Origin of the sequence: Ramlibacter ginsenosidimutans (assembly GCF_016654015.1) — a bacterium.
GTDB lineage: Bacteria > Pseudomonadota > Gammaproteobacteria > Burkholderiales > Burkholderiaceae_C > Ramlibacter > Ramlibacter ginsenosidimutans.
The window spans coordinates 84,227-100,214 of the sequence record NZ_JAEPWM010000007.1 but is presented as its reverse complement, the minus strand read 5'-3'; the positions used below and the strand labels follow the sequence as shown (position 1 = coordinate 100,214).

General features: G+C 68.9%; 23 protein-coding genes. 7 read left to right on the top strand and 16 right to left on the bottom strand.

Annotation, left to right across the window (positions count from 1 at the left end; translation table 11 throughout):
* Positions 1 to 32 precede the first annotated feature (32 nt).
* Positions 33 to 695 (bottom strand): phosphoribosyltransferase, encoded by a 663-nt coding sequence (locus JJB11_RS16785; protein ID WP_201173862.1) that lies wholly within the window; start codon positions 693 to 695, stop codon positions 33 to 35.
* Between the two features lie 181 nt (positions 696 to 876).
* Between JJB11_RS16785 and JJB11_RS16780 the strand changes: the two genes are divergently transcribed.
* Positions 877 to 1,767, top strand: a complete 891-nt coding sequence (locus JJB11_RS16780; protein ID WP_201173859.1) for a ribose-phosphate pyrophosphokinase — start codon at positions 877 to 879, stop codon at positions 1,765 to 1,767.
* A gap of 12 nt (positions 1,768 to 1,779) precedes the next feature.
* Here JJB11_RS16780 and JJB11_RS16775 read toward each other — a convergent pair whose 3' ends face one another.
* The 4 genes from JJB11_RS16775 to JJB11_RS16760 are packed head-to-tail and all read right to left on the bottom strand — an operon-like array spanning position 1,780 to position 4,326.
* A complete protein-coding gene (locus tag JJB11_RS16775; RefSeq protein ID WP_201173856.1) occupies positions 1,780 to 2,151 on the bottom strand; it encodes a chaperone modulator CbpM in 372 nt (123 codons plus the stop codon).
* Positions 2,141 to 3,079 (bottom strand): DnaJ C-terminal domain-containing protein, encoded by a 939-nt coding sequence (locus JJB11_RS16770; RefSeq protein ID WP_201173854.1) that lies wholly within the window; start codon positions 3,077 to 3,079, stop codon positions 2,141 to 2,143. Before JJB11_RS16770 ends, JJB11_RS16775 begins: the two co-directional genes overlap by 11 nt.
* A 34-nt stretch (positions 3,080 to 3,113) precedes the next feature.
* A complete protein-coding gene (locus JJB11_RS16765; protein WP_201173848.1) occupies positions 3,114 to 3,908 on the bottom strand; it encodes a helix-turn-helix domain-containing protein in 795 nt (264 codons plus the stop codon).
* A 31-nt stretch (positions 3,909 to 3,939) separates the two neighbouring features.
* Positions 3,940 to 4,326: a response regulator gene (locus JJB11_RS16760; RefSeq protein ID WP_201964897.1), complete on the bottom strand. Its 387-nt coding sequence runs from the start codon at positions 4,324 to 4,326 to the stop codon at positions 3,940 to 3,942.
* 207 nt (positions 4,327 to 4,533) lie between these two features.
* Here JJB11_RS16760 and JJB11_RS16755 point away from each other — a divergent pair, with 207 nt between their 5' ends.
* Positions 4,534 to 4,977 carry a universal stress protein gene (locus JJB11_RS16755; protein ID WP_201173847.1) on the top strand — a complete coding sequence of 148 codons (444 nt, stop codon included), beginning with the start codon at positions 4,534 to 4,536 and terminating at the stop codon, positions 4,975 to 4,977.
* A 178-nt stretch (positions 4,978 to 5,155) separates the two neighbouring features.
* Complete coding sequence (locus JJB11_RS16750; protein ID WP_201173845.1) at positions 5,156 to 5,500, top strand: hypothetical protein; 345 nt, start codon at positions 5,156 to 5,158, stop codon at positions 5,498 to 5,500.
* Between the two features lie 57 nt (positions 5,501 to 5,557).
* On the opposite strand, the gene JJB11_RS16745 is transcribed toward JJB11_RS16750, so the two are convergent.
* The 9 genes from JJB11_RS16745 to guaB all read right to left on the bottom strand — a co-directional run bounded on the left by JJB11_RS16745 (position 5,558) and on the right by guaB (position 12,852).
* Positions 5,558 to 6,472, bottom strand: coding sequence for an LD-carboxypeptidase (locus JJB11_RS16745; RefSeq protein WP_201173832.1), 915 nt, complete (start codon positions 6,470 to 6,472; stop codon positions 5,558 to 5,560).
* Positions 6,469 to 7,854: a tRNA adenosine(34) deaminase TadA gene (gene tadA / locus JJB11_RS16740; RefSeq protein ID WP_201964895.1), complete on the bottom strand. Its 1,386-nt coding sequence runs from the start codon at positions 7,852 to 7,854 to the stop codon at positions 6,469 to 6,471. The genes JJB11_RS16745 and tadA overlap by 4 nt, the downstream gene beginning before the upstream one ends.
* Positions 7,851 to 8,063, bottom strand: a complete 213-nt coding sequence (locus JJB11_RS16735; RefSeq protein WP_201174309.1) for a hypothetical protein — start codon at positions 8,061 to 8,063, stop codon at positions 7,851 to 7,853. The genes tadA and JJB11_RS16735 overlap by 4 nt, the downstream gene beginning before the upstream one ends.
* The gene (locus tag JJB11_RS16730; protein ID WP_201173822.1) at positions 8,063 to 8,683 is read right to left on the bottom strand and encodes an FMN-binding negative transcriptional regulator; all 621 of its coding nucleotides are present in this window, start codon (positions 8,681 to 8,683) and stop codon (positions 8,063 to 8,065) included. The genes JJB11_RS16735 and JJB11_RS16730 overlap by 1 nt, the downstream gene beginning before the upstream one ends.
* Positions 8,684 to 8,726: 43 nt before the next feature.
* The gene (locus tag JJB11_RS26070; protein ID WP_201964893.1) at positions 8,727 to 8,990 is read right to left on the bottom strand and encodes a DUF5710 domain-containing protein; all 264 of its coding nucleotides are present in this window, start codon (positions 8,988 to 8,990) and stop codon (positions 8,727 to 8,729) included.
* A 10-nt stretch (positions 8,991 to 9,000) separates the two neighbouring features.
* Positions 9,001 to 10,614: a glutamine-hydrolyzing GMP synthase gene (gene guaA, locus JJB11_RS16720; protein WP_201173819.1), complete on the bottom strand. Its 1,614-nt coding sequence runs from the start codon at positions 10,612 to 10,614 to the stop codon at positions 9,001 to 9,003.
* Between the two features lie 6 nt (positions 10,615 to 10,620).
* Positions 10,621 to 11,043 carry a PIN domain-containing protein gene (locus JJB11_RS16715; RefSeq protein ID WP_201173816.1) on the bottom strand — a complete coding sequence of 141 codons (423 nt, stop codon included), beginning with the start codon at positions 11,041 to 11,043 and terminating at the stop codon, positions 10,621 to 10,623.
* Positions 11,040 to 11,312 carry a type II toxin-antitoxin system Phd/YefM family antitoxin gene (locus JJB11_RS16710; protein WP_201173813.1) on the bottom strand — a complete coding sequence of 91 codons (273 nt, stop codon included), beginning with the start codon at positions 11,310 to 11,312 and terminating at the stop codon, positions 11,040 to 11,042. Before JJB11_RS16710 ends, JJB11_RS16715 begins: the two co-directional genes overlap by 4 nt.
* A 70-nt stretch (positions 11,313 to 11,382) precedes the next feature.
* Positions 11,383 to 12,852 carry an IMP dehydrogenase gene (guaB, locus tag JJB11_RS16705; protein ID WP_201173811.1) on the bottom strand — a complete coding sequence of 490 codons (1,470 nt, stop codon included), beginning with the start codon at positions 12,850 to 12,852 and terminating at the stop codon, positions 11,383 to 11,385.
* 125 nt (positions 12,853 to 12,977) lie between these two features.
* Between guaB and JJB11_RS16700 the strand changes: the two genes are divergently transcribed.
* Positions 12,978 to 13,499 carry a DUF4124 domain-containing protein gene (locus JJB11_RS16700; RefSeq protein WP_201173804.1) on the top strand — a complete coding sequence of 174 codons (522 nt, stop codon included), beginning with the start codon at positions 12,978 to 12,980 and terminating at the stop codon, positions 13,497 to 13,499.
* Here the strand turns inward: JJB11_RS16700 and JJB11_RS16695 are convergent.
* Positions 13,493 to 13,810, bottom strand: coding sequence for an RnfH family protein (locus JJB11_RS16695; RefSeq protein WP_201964892.1), 318 nt, complete (start codon positions 13,808 to 13,810; stop codon positions 13,493 to 13,495). The genes JJB11_RS16700 and JJB11_RS16695 overlap by 7 nt on opposite strands.
* A gap of 11 nt (positions 13,811 to 13,821) precedes the next feature.
* A complete protein-coding gene (locus tag JJB11_RS16690; protein ID WP_201173802.1) occupies positions 13,822 to 14,259 on the bottom strand; it encodes a type II toxin-antitoxin system RatA family toxin in 438 nt (145 codons plus the stop codon).
* Between the two features lie 138 nt (positions 14,260 to 14,397).
* Here JJB11_RS16690 and smpB point away from each other — a divergent pair, with 138 nt between their 5' ends.
* The 3 genes from smpB to JJB11_RS16675 all read left to right on the top strand — a co-directional run bounded on the left by smpB (position 14,398) and on the right by JJB11_RS16675 (position 15,987).
* Positions 14,398 to 14,871, top strand: coding sequence for an SsrA-binding protein SmpB (gene smpB / locus JJB11_RS16685; RefSeq protein ID WP_201173799.1), 474 nt, complete (start codon positions 14,398 to 14,400; stop codon positions 14,869 to 14,871).
* A 67-nt stretch (positions 14,872 to 14,938) separates the two neighbouring features.
* Positions 14,939 to 15,322, top strand: a complete 384-nt coding sequence (locus tag JJB11_RS16680; protein ID WP_201173791.1) for a COG4315 family predicted lipoprotein — start codon at positions 14,939 to 14,941, stop codon at positions 15,320 to 15,322.
* 134 nt (positions 15,323 to 15,456) lie between these two features.
* Positions 15,457 to 15,987 (top strand): RNA polymerase sigma factor, encoded by a 531-nt coding sequence (locus JJB11_RS16675; protein WP_201173788.1) that lies wholly within the window; start codon positions 15,457 to 15,459, stop codon positions 15,985 to 15,987.
* Position 15,988 lies beyond the last annotated feature (1 nt).

Sequence of the window (15,988 nt, the reverse complement as noted above, 5' to 3'; positions counted from 1 at the left end):
AATTCCCTCCCTGCCGAGCCGGCTTTGCCGGCTCATCCCGAATGACCGGTGCGCGCGGGATCGGTCGGGCGTCGCGTCTCCTGCAGCACGCGGATGACCTCCTCGTCCTCCAGTTGCGGGAAGGAAGCGTAGAACTGGCCCACCGCGGCGAACCGGCGCGGTACGGAGAGGCAGACCACCTCATCCGCATGGCTGCGGGCCAGCTTCAGGGCTTCTTCCGAAGCGACCGGCACCGCGCACACCAGCCGCGCAGGCCCGCGCTGGCGCACGGCATGGAGGGCCGCCACCATGGTCGCTCCGGTCGCCAGGCCGTCGTCGACCACGATGACGGTGCGACCGGCTGCCGGGATGGATGCGCGACCGGGCGTGTACAGCTCGCGCCGCCGCCGCAGCTCCTCCAGCTGCAGGAGCTTCTGCTCCGTGATGTACGCGCTGTCGGCACCCACCGCGTTGGCGTGCGGCGTCAGGTAGACCCAGCCGGCTTCGTCCACGGCGCCGACGGCGAACTCGGGCGCACCGGGCGCATGCAGCTTGCGCACGAGCACCAGGTCCAGGTCCCCGTCGAGCCGACGGGCGATGCATGCGGCGATGGGCACCGCGCCCCGCGGAATCGCGAGCACCAGCGGATGCTGGCCGCGATAGGCTTGCAGCGCGTCGGCCAGCTGCTCTGCGGCGTCGATGCGATCCTGGAACATGGGCTGCTCCTTCGCCGGCGCTCGCCGGTAACCGTAAGGTACACCCTGCCCGTGCCGCAGCCAACCGTTGCGGCACTCTGGCCGACCGCCGTCGGGCTTCGCACCGCACAGTCGCGCCGAACTCGCTTACGCTAGCCAACCATCCGCGCTGCGGACGCAAGCAGAACGTCGCCGAGGACGCATGAACACGATCATCCTGGCCCTGCCGGGCGCCGAACGCCTGGCGCAGTCGCTGGCCGTACACCTCCACTGCACCGCCGCGACGCTCGAGGTGCACAGATTCCCCGACGGAGAAGCCGTGGTGCGCCTGCCGACGAGCGTCGCCGGCCAGCGGACGCTGCTCGTGGCCCACCTGGACCGCCCCGACGAGAAGACGCTGCCCCTGTTGTTTGCCGCCGATGCGGCGCGCGAACTCGGTGCCGGCGAGCTCGGGCTGGTGGTGCCCTACCTGCCGTACATGCGCCAGGACGCCCGGTTTCGCCCGGGCGAAGCGATCACGTCACGCACCTATGCGCGCCTGCTCTCCTCCACGTTCGATTTCCTGGTGACGGTCGATCCACACCTGCACCGCTGGCCCAGCCTGGATGCCATCTATTCGATCCGGAGTGTGGTCGTGGCTGCGGCGCCGGCCATGGCGGTCTGGATCGCCCGGAACGTCGAACGCCCGATCCTCGTGGGCCCCGACAGCGAAAGCGAGCAATGGGTGGCAGACGTCGCCAAGCGCATTGGCGCGCCGTGGACGGTCATGCGCAAGGAGAGGCGTGGCGACCGCGACGTGACCGTCACGCCGTCGCAATCCATCGATCCTTCGGGCCGCAATCCGGTCCTGCTGGACGACATCGTCTCCAGCGGCCACACCATCGCGGCAGCGGCCGAAGTGCTGCGAGGCGCCGGGTGGAGCCAGCCGCTGTGCGTGGCCGTGCACGCGCTGCTGGATGGGGAAGGGGCCGACTTGCTGCGCCGCGCCGGCGTGAGCCGCGTCGTGAGCTGCGACAGCGTCCCGCACGCGAGCAACGGCATCCCGCTCGCGCCGCTGCTGGCGGATGGCGTGCGCAGCCTGCTGCCCGCCTGAGCGCGAGGCGCTCTAGGCGTGCGGCTCGCGCCAGGGCGTCGGCCCTTCGCGCGGCAAGTGCGGCGGATGCGGCATGTGGGCCTGCAGCCCCCGCAGTTGCTGTTCCAGGTGCGCGATGCGCTGGAGGTAGCCAAGCAGCAGGCTCACGGTGAACAGGTCGAGGTCGTAGTAAGCGCGCAGCCGGATCGCCTCCCGCAGCGGCGGAACGCAGCTGGCACTGAACTGGCGGACGTTCCCGGCCTCCGCGCCCACCGGCACGAGCGCGCCGTACTCGACCAGTTCCTGGATCTCCACGATGGTCAGGCTGCACATCTGCGCCAGTTCCCCCTGCTCGATGCGGCGCTGCGGGTCGAGCCAGGTCAAGTCGCTTTGTTCAGTGGCCATGCATGGGCTCCGTGGCAACGGTAGCGCGCGGATCGAACTTCGACTCGCGCTTGAGCTCCTCGAACAATTCGCGTTCACGCGCCGTCAGCGTGGCAGGCACTTCGATGTGCACGATGGCGTAGAGGTCGCCGCGGGCGCCGTGGCCGTTCGCCATGCCACGGCCCCGCAAGCGCAGCTTACGCCCGGACTGGGTGCCGTGGGGCACGGTGAGGAGCACCTGGCCGTCCAGCGTCGGGACCTCCACCTCCGCTCCCAGCGCGGCTTCCCAGGGCGCAAGCGCCAGGTCGAAAACGAGGTCGTGGCCGTCGGGCCGGAATACCGCGTGCGGCGCCAGCGTGATGTGCAGGTAGATGTCGCCGGCCGGCCCGCCATTGCGGCCGGGTCCGCCCTTGCCGCGCAGGCGCAGCCGCTGGCCGTCGGTGACGCCCGCCGGGACGGTGACCGCCAGCGTGCGCGTGCCGTCCTCGTGGGTGACGTCCAGGTTGATCGTGGTGCCCCGGTGCGCATCCTCCAGCGGGAGACGCACGGAGGTCTCGTAGTCACGCCCACGCAGCGGGACGGTGTGCGACGCGCCGGCGCCGCCGCGTCCCCGTCCGCGCGCCAGGGCGTCCAGCAGGTCGGCCAGGTCGAGATCGGAGAACGAGGCGTCGCCGAAGCCCCCGCCGGCGAATTCGTTTTCCCATTGCGGCGGCGGCCGGAATTCCTCGCCGCCGCGGCGGCTGCCCAGCGCGTCGTAGGCAGCGCGTTTCTCGGGGTCCTTGAGGGTCTGGTAGGCCTCGGCCACTTCCTTGAAGCGTGCCTCGGCCTCGGGTGCCTTGGAGACGTCGGGGTGGTGCTGGCGCGCGAGCTTGCGGTACGCCTTCTTGATGGCCTCCGCGTCGGCATCCCGCGGCACGCCGAGTGCCGCGTAATAGTCCTTGTACTTCATCGAAAGTCCTGGACTCCTGGAGAGTCCGGGTACTTTACTGGACGCGCAGGTCGAATGCTCGCTGCAGACCCGGCAGATCGGTGATTCGCACGTGCTTCTTGTCGACCTCCAGCAGGCGCTGCTGGGCGAAGGCGGAGAACGTGCGGCTGACGGTCTCGAGCTTCATGCCGAGGTAGCTGCCGATCTCGGCGCGGGACATGCGCAGGTGGAACTCGCTTGCCGAGTAGCCGCGCGCCTTCATGCGCTGGGAGATGTTCAGCAGGAAGGCAGCCAGGCGCTCCTCCGCGTTCATGCTGCCCAGGAGCATCATGAGGCTGTGCTCGCGCACGATTTCGCGGCTCATCAGCCGGGAGATCACGTGCTGCAGTTCGGCGCTGGTGGCGGCCAGCTCGCTCAGATGGGCGTACGGGATGGCGCAGATCTCCGCGTCTTCGAGTGCCACCGCGCTGCTCGCATGCTTGCCTGCGGCCAGCCCGTCGAGGCCGAGAAGTTCCCCGGCCATCTGGAAGCCCGTCACCTGCTCGCGCCCGTCCCGCAGGTTCAGCGTGGACTTGAAGGTGCCGCTGCGCACCGCGTAGATGAACTGGAAGCGGTCGCCCTCGTGATAAAGCGCCTGCCCTTCCTTCACGCGGCGGCGGGCGAACTTCAGGCCGTCGAGCCGCTCGAGGTCCACGCCGTTCAACCCGCACGGAAGGCACAGGTCCTTCAGGTGGCATGTCGAGCACAGCGCCCGCGTCGCCGCGGACTCGTCCCCGACGGCGCGCTGCGCGCGTTCGAAGAAGCGGATGGGGGCGGCGGTGGTGGCGGGGGTCGGGGTGGCGGTTTGCATGGTGGCCTCTATCGTCTTGGGGTCTGGGTACTCAATGAACGGCACGCCGGCCGGCTTTCGCGACGGCCTCTGCAAGCTGGTCGAACTCGGTGCTCTTGTCCAGGAACTGCGCCGCGCCCTCCTGGAGGTAGCGTTTGCGATACGCGGCGGCGGCGTTGTTGCTGAAAACGACGAAGGCGACGCCAGGATCGGCGGAACGCACGGCCTTCAGGACTTCGAGTCCGGTGCCGCCTTCGAGCTGGACGTCGAGCACCACGACGTCCGGATGCAATTGCAGGATGCCGGCGACGCAGCTGTCCGGGGTGGCGCCTTCACCGACGATGTCCATGTGCGCCGCGCCCAGGATGGAGTTCACGCGCTCGCGGATCTGCTGCGAGTCGTCTGCGAGGAACACCTTGATCGAACCGTTCGACATCATGGGACGAAGCATCTCGCAGCCTCGCGCTTCGCAACATCGGCCACGCCTGAAACACAGGCTCGGAGAACTCCGAATCGGGCCTGCCGCCGCGACTAGGGCGGCTAGGAATCGTCCTAGCCTGAGCCGCAAAGTCCGCTCTGGTTGACGGGCCTCAAGTGCCGTCGCGCAGGCTGCGCCAAGATGGATTCACCGCTTTTGGAGATCGACATGTACAAGCGCATCCTCGTGCCGGTGGACGGCAGCGAAACCTGCGAAAAGGCACTGGCCTCGGCCCTGCAACTGGCCAAGGAAAGCCAGGGGCGCGTGCACCTCGTGCATGTGCTCGACGAACTGGCCTATCTCACGGGCTACGAATACAGCGCCGACTTGCTGCAGGTCGCGCGCGACTTCGCCCAGAAGGTGCTGGTGGACGCCGCGGACAAGGCCCGCGCTGCGGGCGTCCCCGCCGACACGAAGCTGATGGAACTGCCGGGCGGCCGCCTGGGCGAGTTGATCGCCGGCGAAGCCCGCAACTGGGACGCCGACCTGGTGGTCGTGGGAACGCACGGCCGCCGCGGGGTGTCGCGCGTGCTGCTCGGCAGCGGCGCGGAGCAGGTGTTGCGCCTCTCGCCGGTTCCCGTGCTGGCCGTGCGTTCCAGCGAACCGGCCTGAGGCCCAGACCCACGGGCGGAGGGGCTCTGGCCGACGGACGGTCGGCAAGCCTCACCGTCCGTTACCAAGCTCTGCGGTTTGCGCGGCGCGTTCCGTGAACTCTGTCACTGCCCAGGCTTGCCAGCCTCGGCCGCTGGAGGGTACCTTCGGTTCACAAGAAACGTTGGCGAGAGCAAGTATGCGTTGGTTCAAAGGCAGTCTGCGTGACAGCATCTATGGTTTGCTGGGCAATCCCGTCCTCCCGAGCGACTCCGTCCTCGAGACCGGGACGGAGGACATCCGCGAGGCGATGCTTGCCCTGTTGGCCGAACCCGGCGGCCGCTCGTTCGCGAACGTGACGCGCCGCGTGCGTTACGCCCAGGACGTGCAGGCGCTCTGGTATCTGCGCGGTGACGTGCTCGCCGCCCTGGCCACGCTCCATGGAGAAGCCACGGCACGCCACAAGGTGCAGCGCCTCACCGCGATGTTCCAGGGGCTGCTGCCCGTCAGCCTGAATTCCCGGCCCAGCCCGCTCGTGAGCTGAGGGCGCACGGGCGAGCAGGAAAGCGCGGGACGGCCCGCGCTTTTTTCATGGAGCCGCTCAGTGCGTATGGCCCCAGAGCAGGAAAGCGTCCCGGCCTTCGGCGGCCAGCGTGACGTTCGCGCCGACCGGCAGGCAGACCTTGGTCGGCACGTGCCCGAACGGCAGCCCGGTCAGCACCGGCGCCTTCACTTGCTGGCGCAGCCAGTCGATCACCGTCTTCAGCTTGAAGCCCTTGTCGTGCGGCACCGGAACCCAGTTCGTGAAGTGCCCGAGCAGGATCGCCTTCTGCTTCTGCAGCACGCCCGTATAGAGCAACTGGGTCAGCATCCGCTCGATGCGGTACGGGTGCTCGTGCACGTCCTCCAGGAACAGGATGCCGCCCTTGACCTGCGGCATCCAGGGCGTCCCCGCGAGCGCGGACAGCACGGCGAGGTTGCCGCCCCAGAGCACGCCCTTCGCCTGCAGCGGCCGCTCGACGCGTTCGCTCGTGGGCAACTGCCAGCCCGTGCCCTCGCCCTGCCCGCTCGCGAGGTCCTCGAAGCAGGCCTGCATGATCTCGTCGGGCTCGGACTCCACGCCGAAGTCCTCGCCGACGGCCGGCCCCGACCAGCTCACCCGCCCGGTTTGCGCGAGCACGGCGTTCTGGAACGCCGTGAAGTCGCTCAGGCCCACGAACTTCATCCCGCGGTCGATGGCCTTCGCAATCTTCTTGTAGGGAAGCGCAGGCAGCAGGCGCGTGAGGCCGTAGCCGCCGCGGGTGATGATCGCGATGTCCGCGCCGCTGGCCGCCGCACGCTCGATCCCGGCGAGCCGCGTCGCGTCGTCGCCCGCGAAGCGCATGTGCGTGGCGAAAACGTCGGGGTCGAGTTGGACTTCGTGGCCCAGCGCCTTCAGGCGCGCGATGCCGCGCCGCACGGCGGCCGTGTTGCGCACGGCACTGGAGGGCGAATAGATGTAGATGCGTTGCGTCACGCCCGGAAGTATCCCACTGCCTCGCGTGCGATCTCCTCGCCGTGCTCCTGCACGAAGTGCCCCGCTTGCGGCAGCACCAGCGGCGCGGGGCAGTTGCGGATCTGCGCGCTCAGCGCTTGCATCACGGGAACCCCGAGCACCGGGTCCTGCGCGCCGATCGCCATCAGCGTCTGGCCTTTCCACTCGGTCGCGAGGAAGTGGCGCGCCTGGCGCGAGATCGCAGCGCCGTTCGCATCGGGGTGATCGGGCACCATGGCGGGAAAGGCACGCAGCGCGGCGCGGTGGCCCGCGTCCGGGAACGGCGCGTTGTAAGCGGCGCATTCTGCCGCGCTCATGTGCGGATTGCCGCGGGCGAACAGGCGCGCGACATCGAAGCCCGGGTTCTTCGCGTTCATCTCGCGCCAGGCGAGGAAGCCCGGCGACAGCGGCACGTCCCCCGTGCCGAGCGTCGTGTTCATCACCAACAGACCGCGGTAGCGGTCCGGGTCTTCCATCGGCAAGGTGAGCCCGAGCAGGCCGCCCCAGTCCTGCACGACCAGCACGATGCCGCGCAGGTCCAGCCGCTCGACGAACTCGAGCAGCACCTGCCGGTGCCATTCGAAGGTGTGCGCCGCATCGCGCTTGGGCTTGTCGCTCTTGCCGAAGCCGACCAGGTCCGGCGCGACCACGCGGTCGCCGTTGGCGAGCAGCACCGGAATCATGCGCCGGTACAGGTAGCTCCACGCCGGATTGCCATGCAGGCACAGCCAGGTGCGCGGCGCATCGCGCGGTCCCTCGTCCAGGTAGTGCATCCGCAGGCCCGCGAGCGACGGGAGATCGCTCACGTAGTGCGGCGCCCACGGATAGCCGGGCAGGTTCGCGAAGCGTTCGTCGGGCGTGCGCAGCGCGTCGTCGCGCAGGGCTTGGGCATTCATGCGGGCCTCCTGCCGGCGGCGGCGGAAGAACTCCGCGAGCAGGCTGCTGCCTTCATCGGCGAGCACGCCACCCGCGACCTCGGTCTGGTGGTTCAGGCGTTTCTGCGCGAACAGGTCGATGACGGAGCCCGCGGCTCCGGTCTTCGGGTCGGCCGCGGCGTACACGACGCGTGCGAGGCGCGCATGGAGCATGGCGCCGCTGCACATGGTGCACGGCTCCAGGGTCACGAACAGCTCGCAGCCGTCCAGCCGGTAGTTGCCGAGCGCCTGGGCCGCCGCGCGCAGGGCGCGGATCTCGGCGTGCGCGGTCGGGTCGTGGCTGGCCACCGGTGCGTTGTGCCCCTGCCCGATCACGGTGTCGCCGTGGACCACCACGGCGCCGACGGGCACCTCGCCGGCCGCGAGCGCGAGCCGGGCCTGCGCGAGCGCCTCGCGCATGAAGTGCGCGTCGCGCTCGCTGCCGGTCACTTCGGGTCGTCGGGCATCGGGCGCGCCTGCTGCATCGCGGCTTCGGCGGCCTTCTGGAACTGCTGCACCTGCTGCTGCGGCGTCGCCGCCGGGCCGCCGGGTGCGCCGGAGACCTGGGGCGCGACGCCTGCCGTCAACTGCTTCTTCGCCACCACGCCGACGATGGCGAGCACGAGCACCAGGCCCACGATACTGAACACCGCACGCATCATTTCCCCTCCATGCCGAGCCGCTCCATCCAGCCGGCGAGCTCCCGCTCGGCTTCGCCGCCGGCCCCGTAAGTCGCATGCTGCGCCGCATGCGCCTCGGGCCGGTGCTGGTTCAGCTTCAGCTTGCAGCTCCATTCCAGCACGTCGAGGCGGAAACCGACGATGCCGGCCAGCATCTTGTGCTGGAAATCCGGGCCGAGGCCTATCCACTGTTTCGCGTACGCCGGCTCGTTGTCGCCAATGAGCTTCTTCAGCAGGGCGTCCTTGCCCGCGTCGTCCTCGACGAGGGTGGCGCGCACCTTGCAATGCACGGTGAGGTAGTTCCAGCTCGGCACGCGCTGCAGGTCCGGGTAGACCTTGGGAGACAGGTAGGCGTGCGGTCCCATGAAGGTCGCCAGCGCTTCGGGGCGCGCCTGCAGGTAGCGCCAGTGCGGGTTGGGCCTGGCGCAGTGGCCCCACAGGACGAATCCGCCGGGGCCCTCTTCCAGGTGCAGCGGCAGGTGCGTGACGAAGGGGAAGCCCGTGTCGTCCGTGGAGATCAGGCTCGCGAACGCGTGCCCGCGCATGAGCGCCGCCGCGATGGCGGGGTCCTGCGACCGGAATTGCGGCGGCTGGTACATGGCGCCGATTGTGCCCGCAAGCGGGCGCCCCACCGCGGCCGCTTCAGCCGGGCGTGTGGATGCAGGGCTCCCAGGGCAGGACGTCGCAGCCGCAGTGCGCAGGCGGCTGCGCGGGACCGGTGCGAGGCGCCTTCGCCGGGGTGGTCGCCGGTGCGACCGCGGGCGCGCCCGGTTCGCGCAGCCAGCGCGCGAAGGCGCCGAGGTCCCGGTCCTGGACGTACCAGCACTTGCGGGCGGGATCCCAGCGGGCGCCGAGCGCCTTCGCCTCGTCCTTCTCGGCGAACGGGACGTTCAGGTTGGTGCGCATGGTGTCCCCGTCACTCCCACTCGATGGTCGCGGGCGGCTTGCTGCTCACGTCGTAGGTGACGCGGTTGATCCCGCGCACCTCGTTGATGATGCGGCTGGAGACCTTCTTCAGCAGCGCGTAGGGCAGTTCCGCCCAATCCGCGGTCATGAAGTCGCTGGTCTGCACGGCCCGCAGCGCCACGACGTAATCGTAGGTGCGGCCGTCGCCCATCACGCCCACGCTCTTGACCGGCAGGAAGACGGTGAACGCCTGGCTGGTGAGCTCGTACCAGGTCTTGCCGCTGTTGCCGTCGCGGAAGTTGCGCAGTTCCTCGATGAAGATCGCATCGGCGCGCCGCAGCAAGTCCGCGTACTCCTTCTTCACCTCGCCCAGGATGCGTACACCGAGGCCCGGGCCGGGGAAAGGATGGCGATACACCATCTCCGGCGGCAGGCCCAGCGCCACGCCCAGCTCGCGCACTTCGTCCTTGAACAGGTCGCGCAGCGGCTCCAGCAGCTTGAGCCCGAGCTGCTCGGGCAGCCCGCCCACGTTGTGGTGGCTCTTGATCGTCACGGCCTTCTTGCTCTTGGCCCCGCCGGACTCGATGACGTCCGGGTAGATCGTGCCCTGCGCCAGCCAGGCGACGTGGCGCTGGTGCGTCTGCTTGATCTTCGCGGCCTCGGCCTTGAAAACGTCGACGAACAGGCCGCCGATGATCTTGCGCTTGGCTTCGGGGTCGCTGACGCCGGCCAGCTTGCCCAGGAACAGGTCGGCGGCGTCCACGCGCACGACCTTCGCGTGCAGCTTGCCCGCGAACATGTCCATCACCATGTCGCCTTCGTCCAGCCGCAGCAGGCCGTGGTCCACGAACACGCAGGTGAGCTGGTCGCCGATGGCGCGGTGGATCAGCGCCGCAGCCACCGACGAATCGACCCCGCCGGACAGCCCGAGGATCACCTCCTCGTCGCCCACCTGCTTGCGGATGGACTCCACGGCTTCGGCGATGTGGTCGCGCATCACCCAGTCGGGTTGCGCCTGGCAGATGCCGCGCACGAAGCGTTCCAGGATGGCGTGGCCCTGGACGGTGTGCGTGACCTCCGGATGGAACTGCACCGCATAGAAGCGGCGCGCTTCGTCGGCCATGCCGGCGATCGGGCAGCTCTCGGTCGATGCCATCAGCCGGAAGCCGGGCGGCATCTCCACGACCTTGTCGCCGTGCGACATCCACACGTTGAGCATGCCGTGGCCTTCGGGCGTGGTGAAGTCGGCGATGTCGCGCAGCAGTTCGGTGTGGCCGCGTGCGCGGACCGACGCGAAGCCGAACTCGCGCTTGTGGCCGCTTTCGACCTTGCCACCGAGCTGGTGCGCCATGGTCTGCATGCCGTAGCAGATGCCCAGCACCGGCACGCCCAGCTCGAACACGGCCTGGGGCGCCTTGTCGGTGGACTCCTCGTACACCGAAGCATGGCTGCCGGAGAGGATCACGCCCTTCAACTTGCCGTCGGCCGCGTACTCGCGCACCCAGGCGTCGCTCACGTCACAGGGGTGCACTTCGGAATACACGTGCGCCTCGCGCACGCGGCGGGCGATCAGCTGGGTAACCTGCGAGCCGAAGTCGAGGATGAGGATCTTGTCGTGTTGCATGGCGGTTCAGAAGCTGAGGCAGACGATTCCGCAGGCGCGCGCCGCATCGAGAAGCTGGCGGTCGCGGGAGGCCAGCTGGCCGTTGAGCCGGAGCACCAGTTCCAGGTACGCGGCGTCGTAATAGGTCAGGTCGTGGGTTTGTGCAAGGCGCAGGATCTGCAGCTGGCGATGCAGGTCGGGCGCCGCATCGAACTGGAGCCGTACGGCCGCGAGCGCCTGCAAGGCGTCCTCGGCGGCGCCGGACACGATGCGGTTGCGCCGCTGCGCGACCAGCAGCATGTTGCCCATCTCCCACTGCCACAGCAGCGGGGCGTGGAATTCGGCGTCCTCCATGCAGGCATGCGCATAGAGCTGCTTGGCCGAGTCGCTCGATTCATCGGGCAGCACCCAGGCCGCGGCGGCGGAGGCGTCCAGGACGGTAGGCTTCACTTGCGATCCGTGTCCCTGAGGCTCTTCCAGTCGGTGTAGCCCTCGATCGCGGGCTGCACCTGCGCGCGCTGCTGGTACGCCTCGAGACGCGCGATGGCCTCGCGGTGCACGCGTTCACGCTCGCTATCGGAGGGAACCGCTTCCGTCTCCTTGACGATGCGGGCGATCCGCTTGCCGTGCCGCGTGATGACGATTTCCTCCCCCTCCTCGACGGCCTGCAATAGCGCCGAGAAGCGGTCCTTCGCCTGGTGGACGGGGATGGTCTGCATGAGTCTGGCCAGAAATAAAATTCTGGCCTGATCATAAAGGATCAGGCCAGACCGCGCAATTCTGGCCAGATCAGTCGGCCCGGTAGTTCGGCGCTTCCTTGGTGATCTGCACGTCGTGCACGTGGCTCTCGCGCATGCCCGCCGCCGTGATCTGGACGAACTCGGCGCGCTGGCGCATCTCCTCGGTGTTCGCGCAGCCGCAGTAGCCCATCGCCGCGCGCACGCCGCCGGCCAGCTGGTACACGATGGAGACGAGCGAGCCCTTGTACGGCACGCGCCCCTCGATGCCTTCCGGAACGAGCTTGTCCGCGTTCGGGTTGGTGCTGGTCGCTTCCTGGAAGTAGCGGTCCGCGCTGCCCTGCTGCATGGCGCCGATGGAGCCCATGCCGCGGTAGCTCTTGTAGCTGCGGCCCTGGTACAGGACGATCTCGCCCGGCGCTTCCTCGGTGCCGGCGAACATCCCGCCCATCATCACCGTGTGCGCACCGGCGGCGATGGCTTTCGCGATGTCCCCGGAGTAGCGCACGCCACCGTCCGCGATCAGCGGCACGCCGCTGCCCGCCAGCGCCGTGGCGACGTTGTCGATGGCGGTGATCTGCGGCACGCCGACCCCCGCGACGATGCGCGTCGTGCAGATCGAGCCCGGGCCGATGCCCACCTTCACCGCATCGGCGCCGGCTTCGATCAGCGCCCGCGCCGCGGAGCCGGTGGCGATGTTGCCGCCGATCACGTCCACCTGCGGATAGTTCTGCTTCACCCAGCGCACGCGTTCGATCACGCCCTTGCTGTGGCCGTGCGCCGTGTCGACGACGATCACGTCGACACCCGCCTTCACGAGCGCTTCGACGCGCTCCTCGGTGCCCTCCCCCACGCCGACGGCCGCGCCCACGCGCAATCGGCCGCTCGCGTCGCGCGCGGCGTTGGGGAAGCTGGTCTGCTTCGTGATGTCCTTGACCGTGATCAGGCCCTTGAGCTCGAAGGCGTCGTTGATGACCAGCAGGCGTTCCAGCTTGTGCTTGTTCAGGAGCGCCTTGGCCTCGGCCGCGCTGGTGCCTTCGCGGACGGTGATCAGCTTGTCGCGCGGGGTCATGATCTGGCTGACCGGTACGTCGTAGCGCGTCTCGAAGCGCAGGTCGCGCCCGGTCACGATGCCCACCACCTTGCCGCCATCGAGGACCGGGAAGCCGGAGATCCCCAGTTGCTCCTGCATCGCGATCACCTGCCGCACTGTGTGCTGCGGCGTGATGACCACCGGGTCGCGCAGGACACCGGACTCGTAGCGCTTGACGCGCGCGACTTCGGCAGCCTGCTGCTGCGCCGTGAGGTTCTTGTGGACGATGCCGATGCCGCCTTCCTGGGCGATGGCGATCGCGAGGCGCGCTTCCGTGACGGTGTCCATGGCGGCGGACACGAGCGGCAGGTTCAGCTGGATGTTTCGGGACAGCTGGGTCGCGAGGGAGGTGTCCTTGGGCAGGACCTGGGAGAACGCCGGCACCAGCAACACGTCGTCGAAGGTGAGCGCTTTTCCAAGAAGGCGCATTCTGATAGCTCCAAAAAAAGGATTGTACCCGCGTGCAATTTCGCACGGCACCGCTGGGGCTTGCGCGCCACGGAGAGGCAATTCGCCCTGCTGCTTCGCGGGCCTGCCGAGCTACACTGAAACGCATGAAAGCTGCCCGCATCGCCCTGCTCGCCCTTGCATGTGCCCTGCCCCTGGTCGCGTCCGCGCAATGGATCTGGGTGGACAAGGACGGCCGCAAGGTGTTCAGCGATCGCGCACCGAGCCCCGACGTTCCGACGGAACACATCGTGAAGGCGCCCAGGGGCGTGGCGCTGCCCGCGCCGTCGGCCACCCCCGCGACCGTCGCTGCAGCGCCTGCCGAAGCGGCAGCGGACAAGTCCGGCCCCACGCCCAAGCCGGCCGGCAAGGACAAGTCGCTCGAGGAGCGCAGGAAGCAGCTTGCCGCCGCCGAGGCCGACAAGAAGAAGGCCGAACAGGCAAGCTACGTGGCGCTGCGCAACGACAACTGCAACCGGGCGAAGGCGTCGAAGGCGGGCTTCGACACCGGCGCGCGCATCACGCGCTTCAACAGCCAGGGCGAACGCGAGTACCTCAGCGACAGCGACCGGGCCGCCGAAGTGAAGCGGCTGAACGACATCATCGCGCGCGACTGCACTCCTCAGTAACCGGGCTTGCTGCCAGGCCGCCGCGTCGCGAACAGTCCGGCGGCCCGCGCACCCTGCTTGCGGAAGCGCTCCCGGCGCGCCACCTTCGGGTCGGCCACCAGTTCCCGGTAGATCTCCACCCGATCGCCATCGCGCAGCAAGTGCTGCGGCCCGCAGCACCGACCCCACACGCCGACGTCGGGCACCGCCGTTGCGGGAACGGCGTCGCGCCAGCCGCTCGCGAGCACCGCGTCGCGCACGGTCGCACCCTCGGGCAGGTCCAGGTTCCATTCCAGCACCTCGCGCGGCGCAGGCGAGTACAGGACGCTCACGTGCACCGTCTTCACCCGTAGACCTGTTCGGCGCGCTTGACGAAAGCATCCACCAGGTTGCCGGCGATGCGGTCGAACACCGGGCCGACGAGCGCAGCGAGTGCCGCGTTCTTGAAGCCGTACTGCAGTTCGAGGGTCACCTTGCACGCCCGCTGGCCCGTGCCCAGCGGCACGAATTTCCAGCAGCCATCCAGGTTGGAGAACGGGCCGTCGACCAGTTTCATTCGCACCTCGCGCCCGGGCACATGCGTGTTGCGCGTGGTGAAGGTCTGGTGGATTCCGGAAATGGCGATGCCGATCTCGGCCTTCATGCCGTCCGGCTCGAGCGCAAGGACCTTCGACCGGTCGCACCAGGGAAGGAACTCGCAGTACTTCGCCACGTCGGTGACCAGCGCGAACATCTCTTCGGCGCTGTACCAGATGAGCACGGACTTGTGGACGGTTTTCATGGAGAATTGCGGACCCGCGCGGGATTGTAGAGAGCCGGCAGCGCCCTCACCTGTCAGCCGGATCCCTGTTCCGCCGTGCCGCCCGAGCGGCCCGCCTCGTCGACTGCGCGCGAGCCTGCAGCGCAGCCCCCAAGACCCATGTCCGCCAAAAAAGAAGCCCCCTCCCGCATCGCCGACAACAAGAAGGCCGCGTTCGACTATTTCTTCGAGGAGCGCCACGAGGCGGGGATCGTGCTGCAAGGCTGGGAAGTCAAGGCGGCGCGCGAGGGCAAGGCGCGGATCACCGAGGGCTACGTGGTGATCCGCGACGGCGAGCTGTTCCTGATCGGCTGCCACATCGACCCGCTGAAGACCGCCTCGACCCACGTCAATCCGGAGGCCGCCCGCACCCGCAAGCTGCTGATGCACAAGGACGAAATCCGCCGCCTGATCGGCAAGGTGGAGCAGAAGGGCCATACCCTCGTGCCCATCCAGCTGTATTGGAAGGCCGGCAGGGTGAAGGTCGAAATCGCCCTGGCGCGCGGCAAGGCCACCCACGACAAGCGGGACACGATCAAGGACCGCGAGGGCAAGCGCGAAGTCGAGCGCGCCATGAAGCAACGGCACCGCTGACCGGTCCGGCGGAATAAACCGCGGCAGCAAAGCGTTCATCCGGCAAGAACACCCACCGGAGAACACGATGCGCTTGCTGCCCCGCCTCGCCCCCGTTGCCGCCGCCCTGGTGCTCGCGGCCTGCACTTCCATGACCTCCGCTGGCACGCCAGCCACCGTCGCCGACGGCGTGCTGGTCGGCTCGAACGGCATGACCCTCTACACCTTCGACCGTGATCCCATGGGAGCGGGGAAGTCGATGTGCAACGGCGGCTGCGCGACCAACTGGCCGCCGCTGATGGCCACTGCGGCCGACACCGGTTCGGGCGACTGGTCGGTGGTCGTGCGCGATGACGGCAGCCGCCAGTGGGCCTGGCGCGGCAAGCCGGTGTACTACTGGGCGAAGGACACCAAGCCGGGTGACCGCACGGGGGACGGCTTCAACAACATGTGGCACGCGGCCCGTCCCTGAGCATGGCCAGGCGGCGTGGCTGGATGGTCGGACCCGTCCCGCGGGTCGCAATCTTCGGCCGGCCGGCGTGGCTTAGTCAACGGGTGGTCGACGCGCCTGTTTCGCGGCCGGCGCGGCTGGAGTAGGCTCACTCCATGCCCTCCTCCGCGCCGAACAGCCTCGTGGGGCACATCCCGGACCTGAGACGCTATGCGCGCTCGCTCACCGGAGACTCCTGGGCAGCCGACGACCTGGTACAGGACACGCTGGAACGCGCCTGCCAGCGCTGGAGCCTGTGGGCGGCCGGCAGCGACCTGCGCGCATGGCTGTTCACGCTGATGCACAACCTGTTCATCGACGGCGCGCGGCGGGCGGTTCGGCAGCAGGCCTCCAGCCGCGTGGACGTGGACGACGTCGCGCACGAACTCACCGCTCCGGACGGCATCCCGGACCAGGCGCTGGACCTGCAGCGATGCCTGTTGCGCCTGCCCGCGGAACAACGCGAGGTGCTGCTGCTCGTCACCCTGCAAGACCTCGGATACGAAGAGGCGGCACGCATCACGGGCGTGCCGATCGGCACCGTGATGTCGCGCCTCTCTCGTGCCCGCGCCCGCCTGCGCGACCTCATGGACGGCAAGCCCGTGCCGGCGGCACCGGCGGCGCCGGCCCTGCGGCGATTGAAATGAC

What these genes read in the sequence shown, in the direction of transcription:
- guaA (WP_201173819.1), bottom strand. Translation starts at nt 10,614, where the DNA reads ATGCAACACGACAAGATCCTCATCCTCGACTTCGGCTCGCAGGTTACC.
- smpB (WP_201173799.1), top strand. Translation starts at nt 14,398, where the DNA reads ATGTCCGCCAAAAAAGAAGCCCCCTCCCGCATCGCCGACAACAAGAAG.
- JJB11_RS16770 (WP_201173854.1), bottom strand. Translation starts at nt 3,079, where the DNA reads ATGAAGTACAAGGACTATTACGCGGCACTCGGCGTGCCGCGGGATGCC.
- JJB11_RS16760 (WP_201964897.1), bottom strand. Translation starts at nt 4,326, where the DNA reads ATGATGTCGAACGGTTCGATCAAGGTGTTCCTCGCAGACGACTCGCAG.
- JJB11_RS16780 (WP_201173859.1), top strand. Translation starts at nt 877, where the DNA reads ATGAACACGATCATCCTGGCCCTGCCGGGCGCCGAACGCCTGGCGCAG.
- JJB11_RS16730 (WP_201173822.1), bottom strand. Translation starts at nt 8,683, where the DNA reads ATGTACCAGCCGCCGCAATTCCGGTCGCAGGACCCCGCCATCGCGGCG.
- JJB11_RS16710 (WP_201173813.1), bottom strand. Translation starts at nt 11,312, where the DNA reads ATGCAGACCATCCCCGTCCACCAGGCGAAGGACCGCTTCTCGGCGCTA.
- JJB11_RS16765 (WP_201173848.1), bottom strand. Translation starts at nt 3,908, where the DNA reads ATGCAAACCGCCACCCCGACCCCCGCCACCACCGCCGCCCCCATCCGC.
- JJB11_RS26070 (WP_201964893.1), bottom strand. Translation starts at nt 8,990, where the DNA reads ATGCGCACCAACCTGAACGTCCCGTTCGCCGAGAAGGACGAGGCGAAG.
- JJB11_RS16680 (WP_201173791.1), top strand. Translation starts at nt 14,939, where the DNA reads ATGCGCTTGCTGCCCCGCCTCGCCCCCGTTGCCGCCGCCCTGGTGCTC.
- JJB11_RS16785 (WP_201173862.1), bottom strand. Translation starts at nt 695, where the DNA reads ATGTTCCAGGATCGCATCGACGCCGCAGAGCAGCTGGCCGACGCGCTG.
- JJB11_RS16675 (WP_201173788.1), top strand. Translation starts at nt 15,457, where the DNA reads ATGCCCTCCTCCGCGCCGAACAGCCTCGTGGGGCACATCCCGGACCTG.
- guaB (WP_201173811.1), bottom strand. Translation starts at nt 12,852, where the DNA reads ATGCGCCTTCTTGGAAAAGCGCTCACCTTCGACGACGTGTTGCTGGTG.
- JJB11_RS16735 (WP_201174309.1), bottom strand. Translation starts at nt 8,063, where the DNA reads ATGCGTGCGGTGTTCAGTATCGTGGGCCTGGTGCTCGTGCTCGCCATC.
- JJB11_RS16755 (WP_201173847.1), top strand. Translation starts at nt 4,534, where the DNA reads ATGTACAAGCGCATCCTCGTGCCGGTGGACGGCAGCGAAACCTGCGAA.
- JJB11_RS16700 (WP_201173804.1), top strand. Translation starts at nt 12,978, where the DNA reads ATGAAAGCTGCCCGCATCGCCCTGCTCGCCCTTGCATGTGCCCTGCCC.
- JJB11_RS16775 (WP_201173856.1), bottom strand. Translation starts at nt 2,151, where the DNA reads ATGGCCACTGAACAAAGCGACTTGACCTGGCTCGACCCGCAGCGCCGC.
- JJB11_RS16750 (WP_201173845.1), top strand. Translation starts at nt 5,156, where the DNA reads ATGCGTTGGTTCAAAGGCAGTCTGCGTGACAGCATCTATGGTTTGCTG.
- JJB11_RS16690 (WP_201173802.1), bottom strand. Translation starts at nt 14,259, where the DNA reads ATGAAAACCGTCCACAAGTCCGTGCTCATCTGGTACAGCGCCGAAGAG.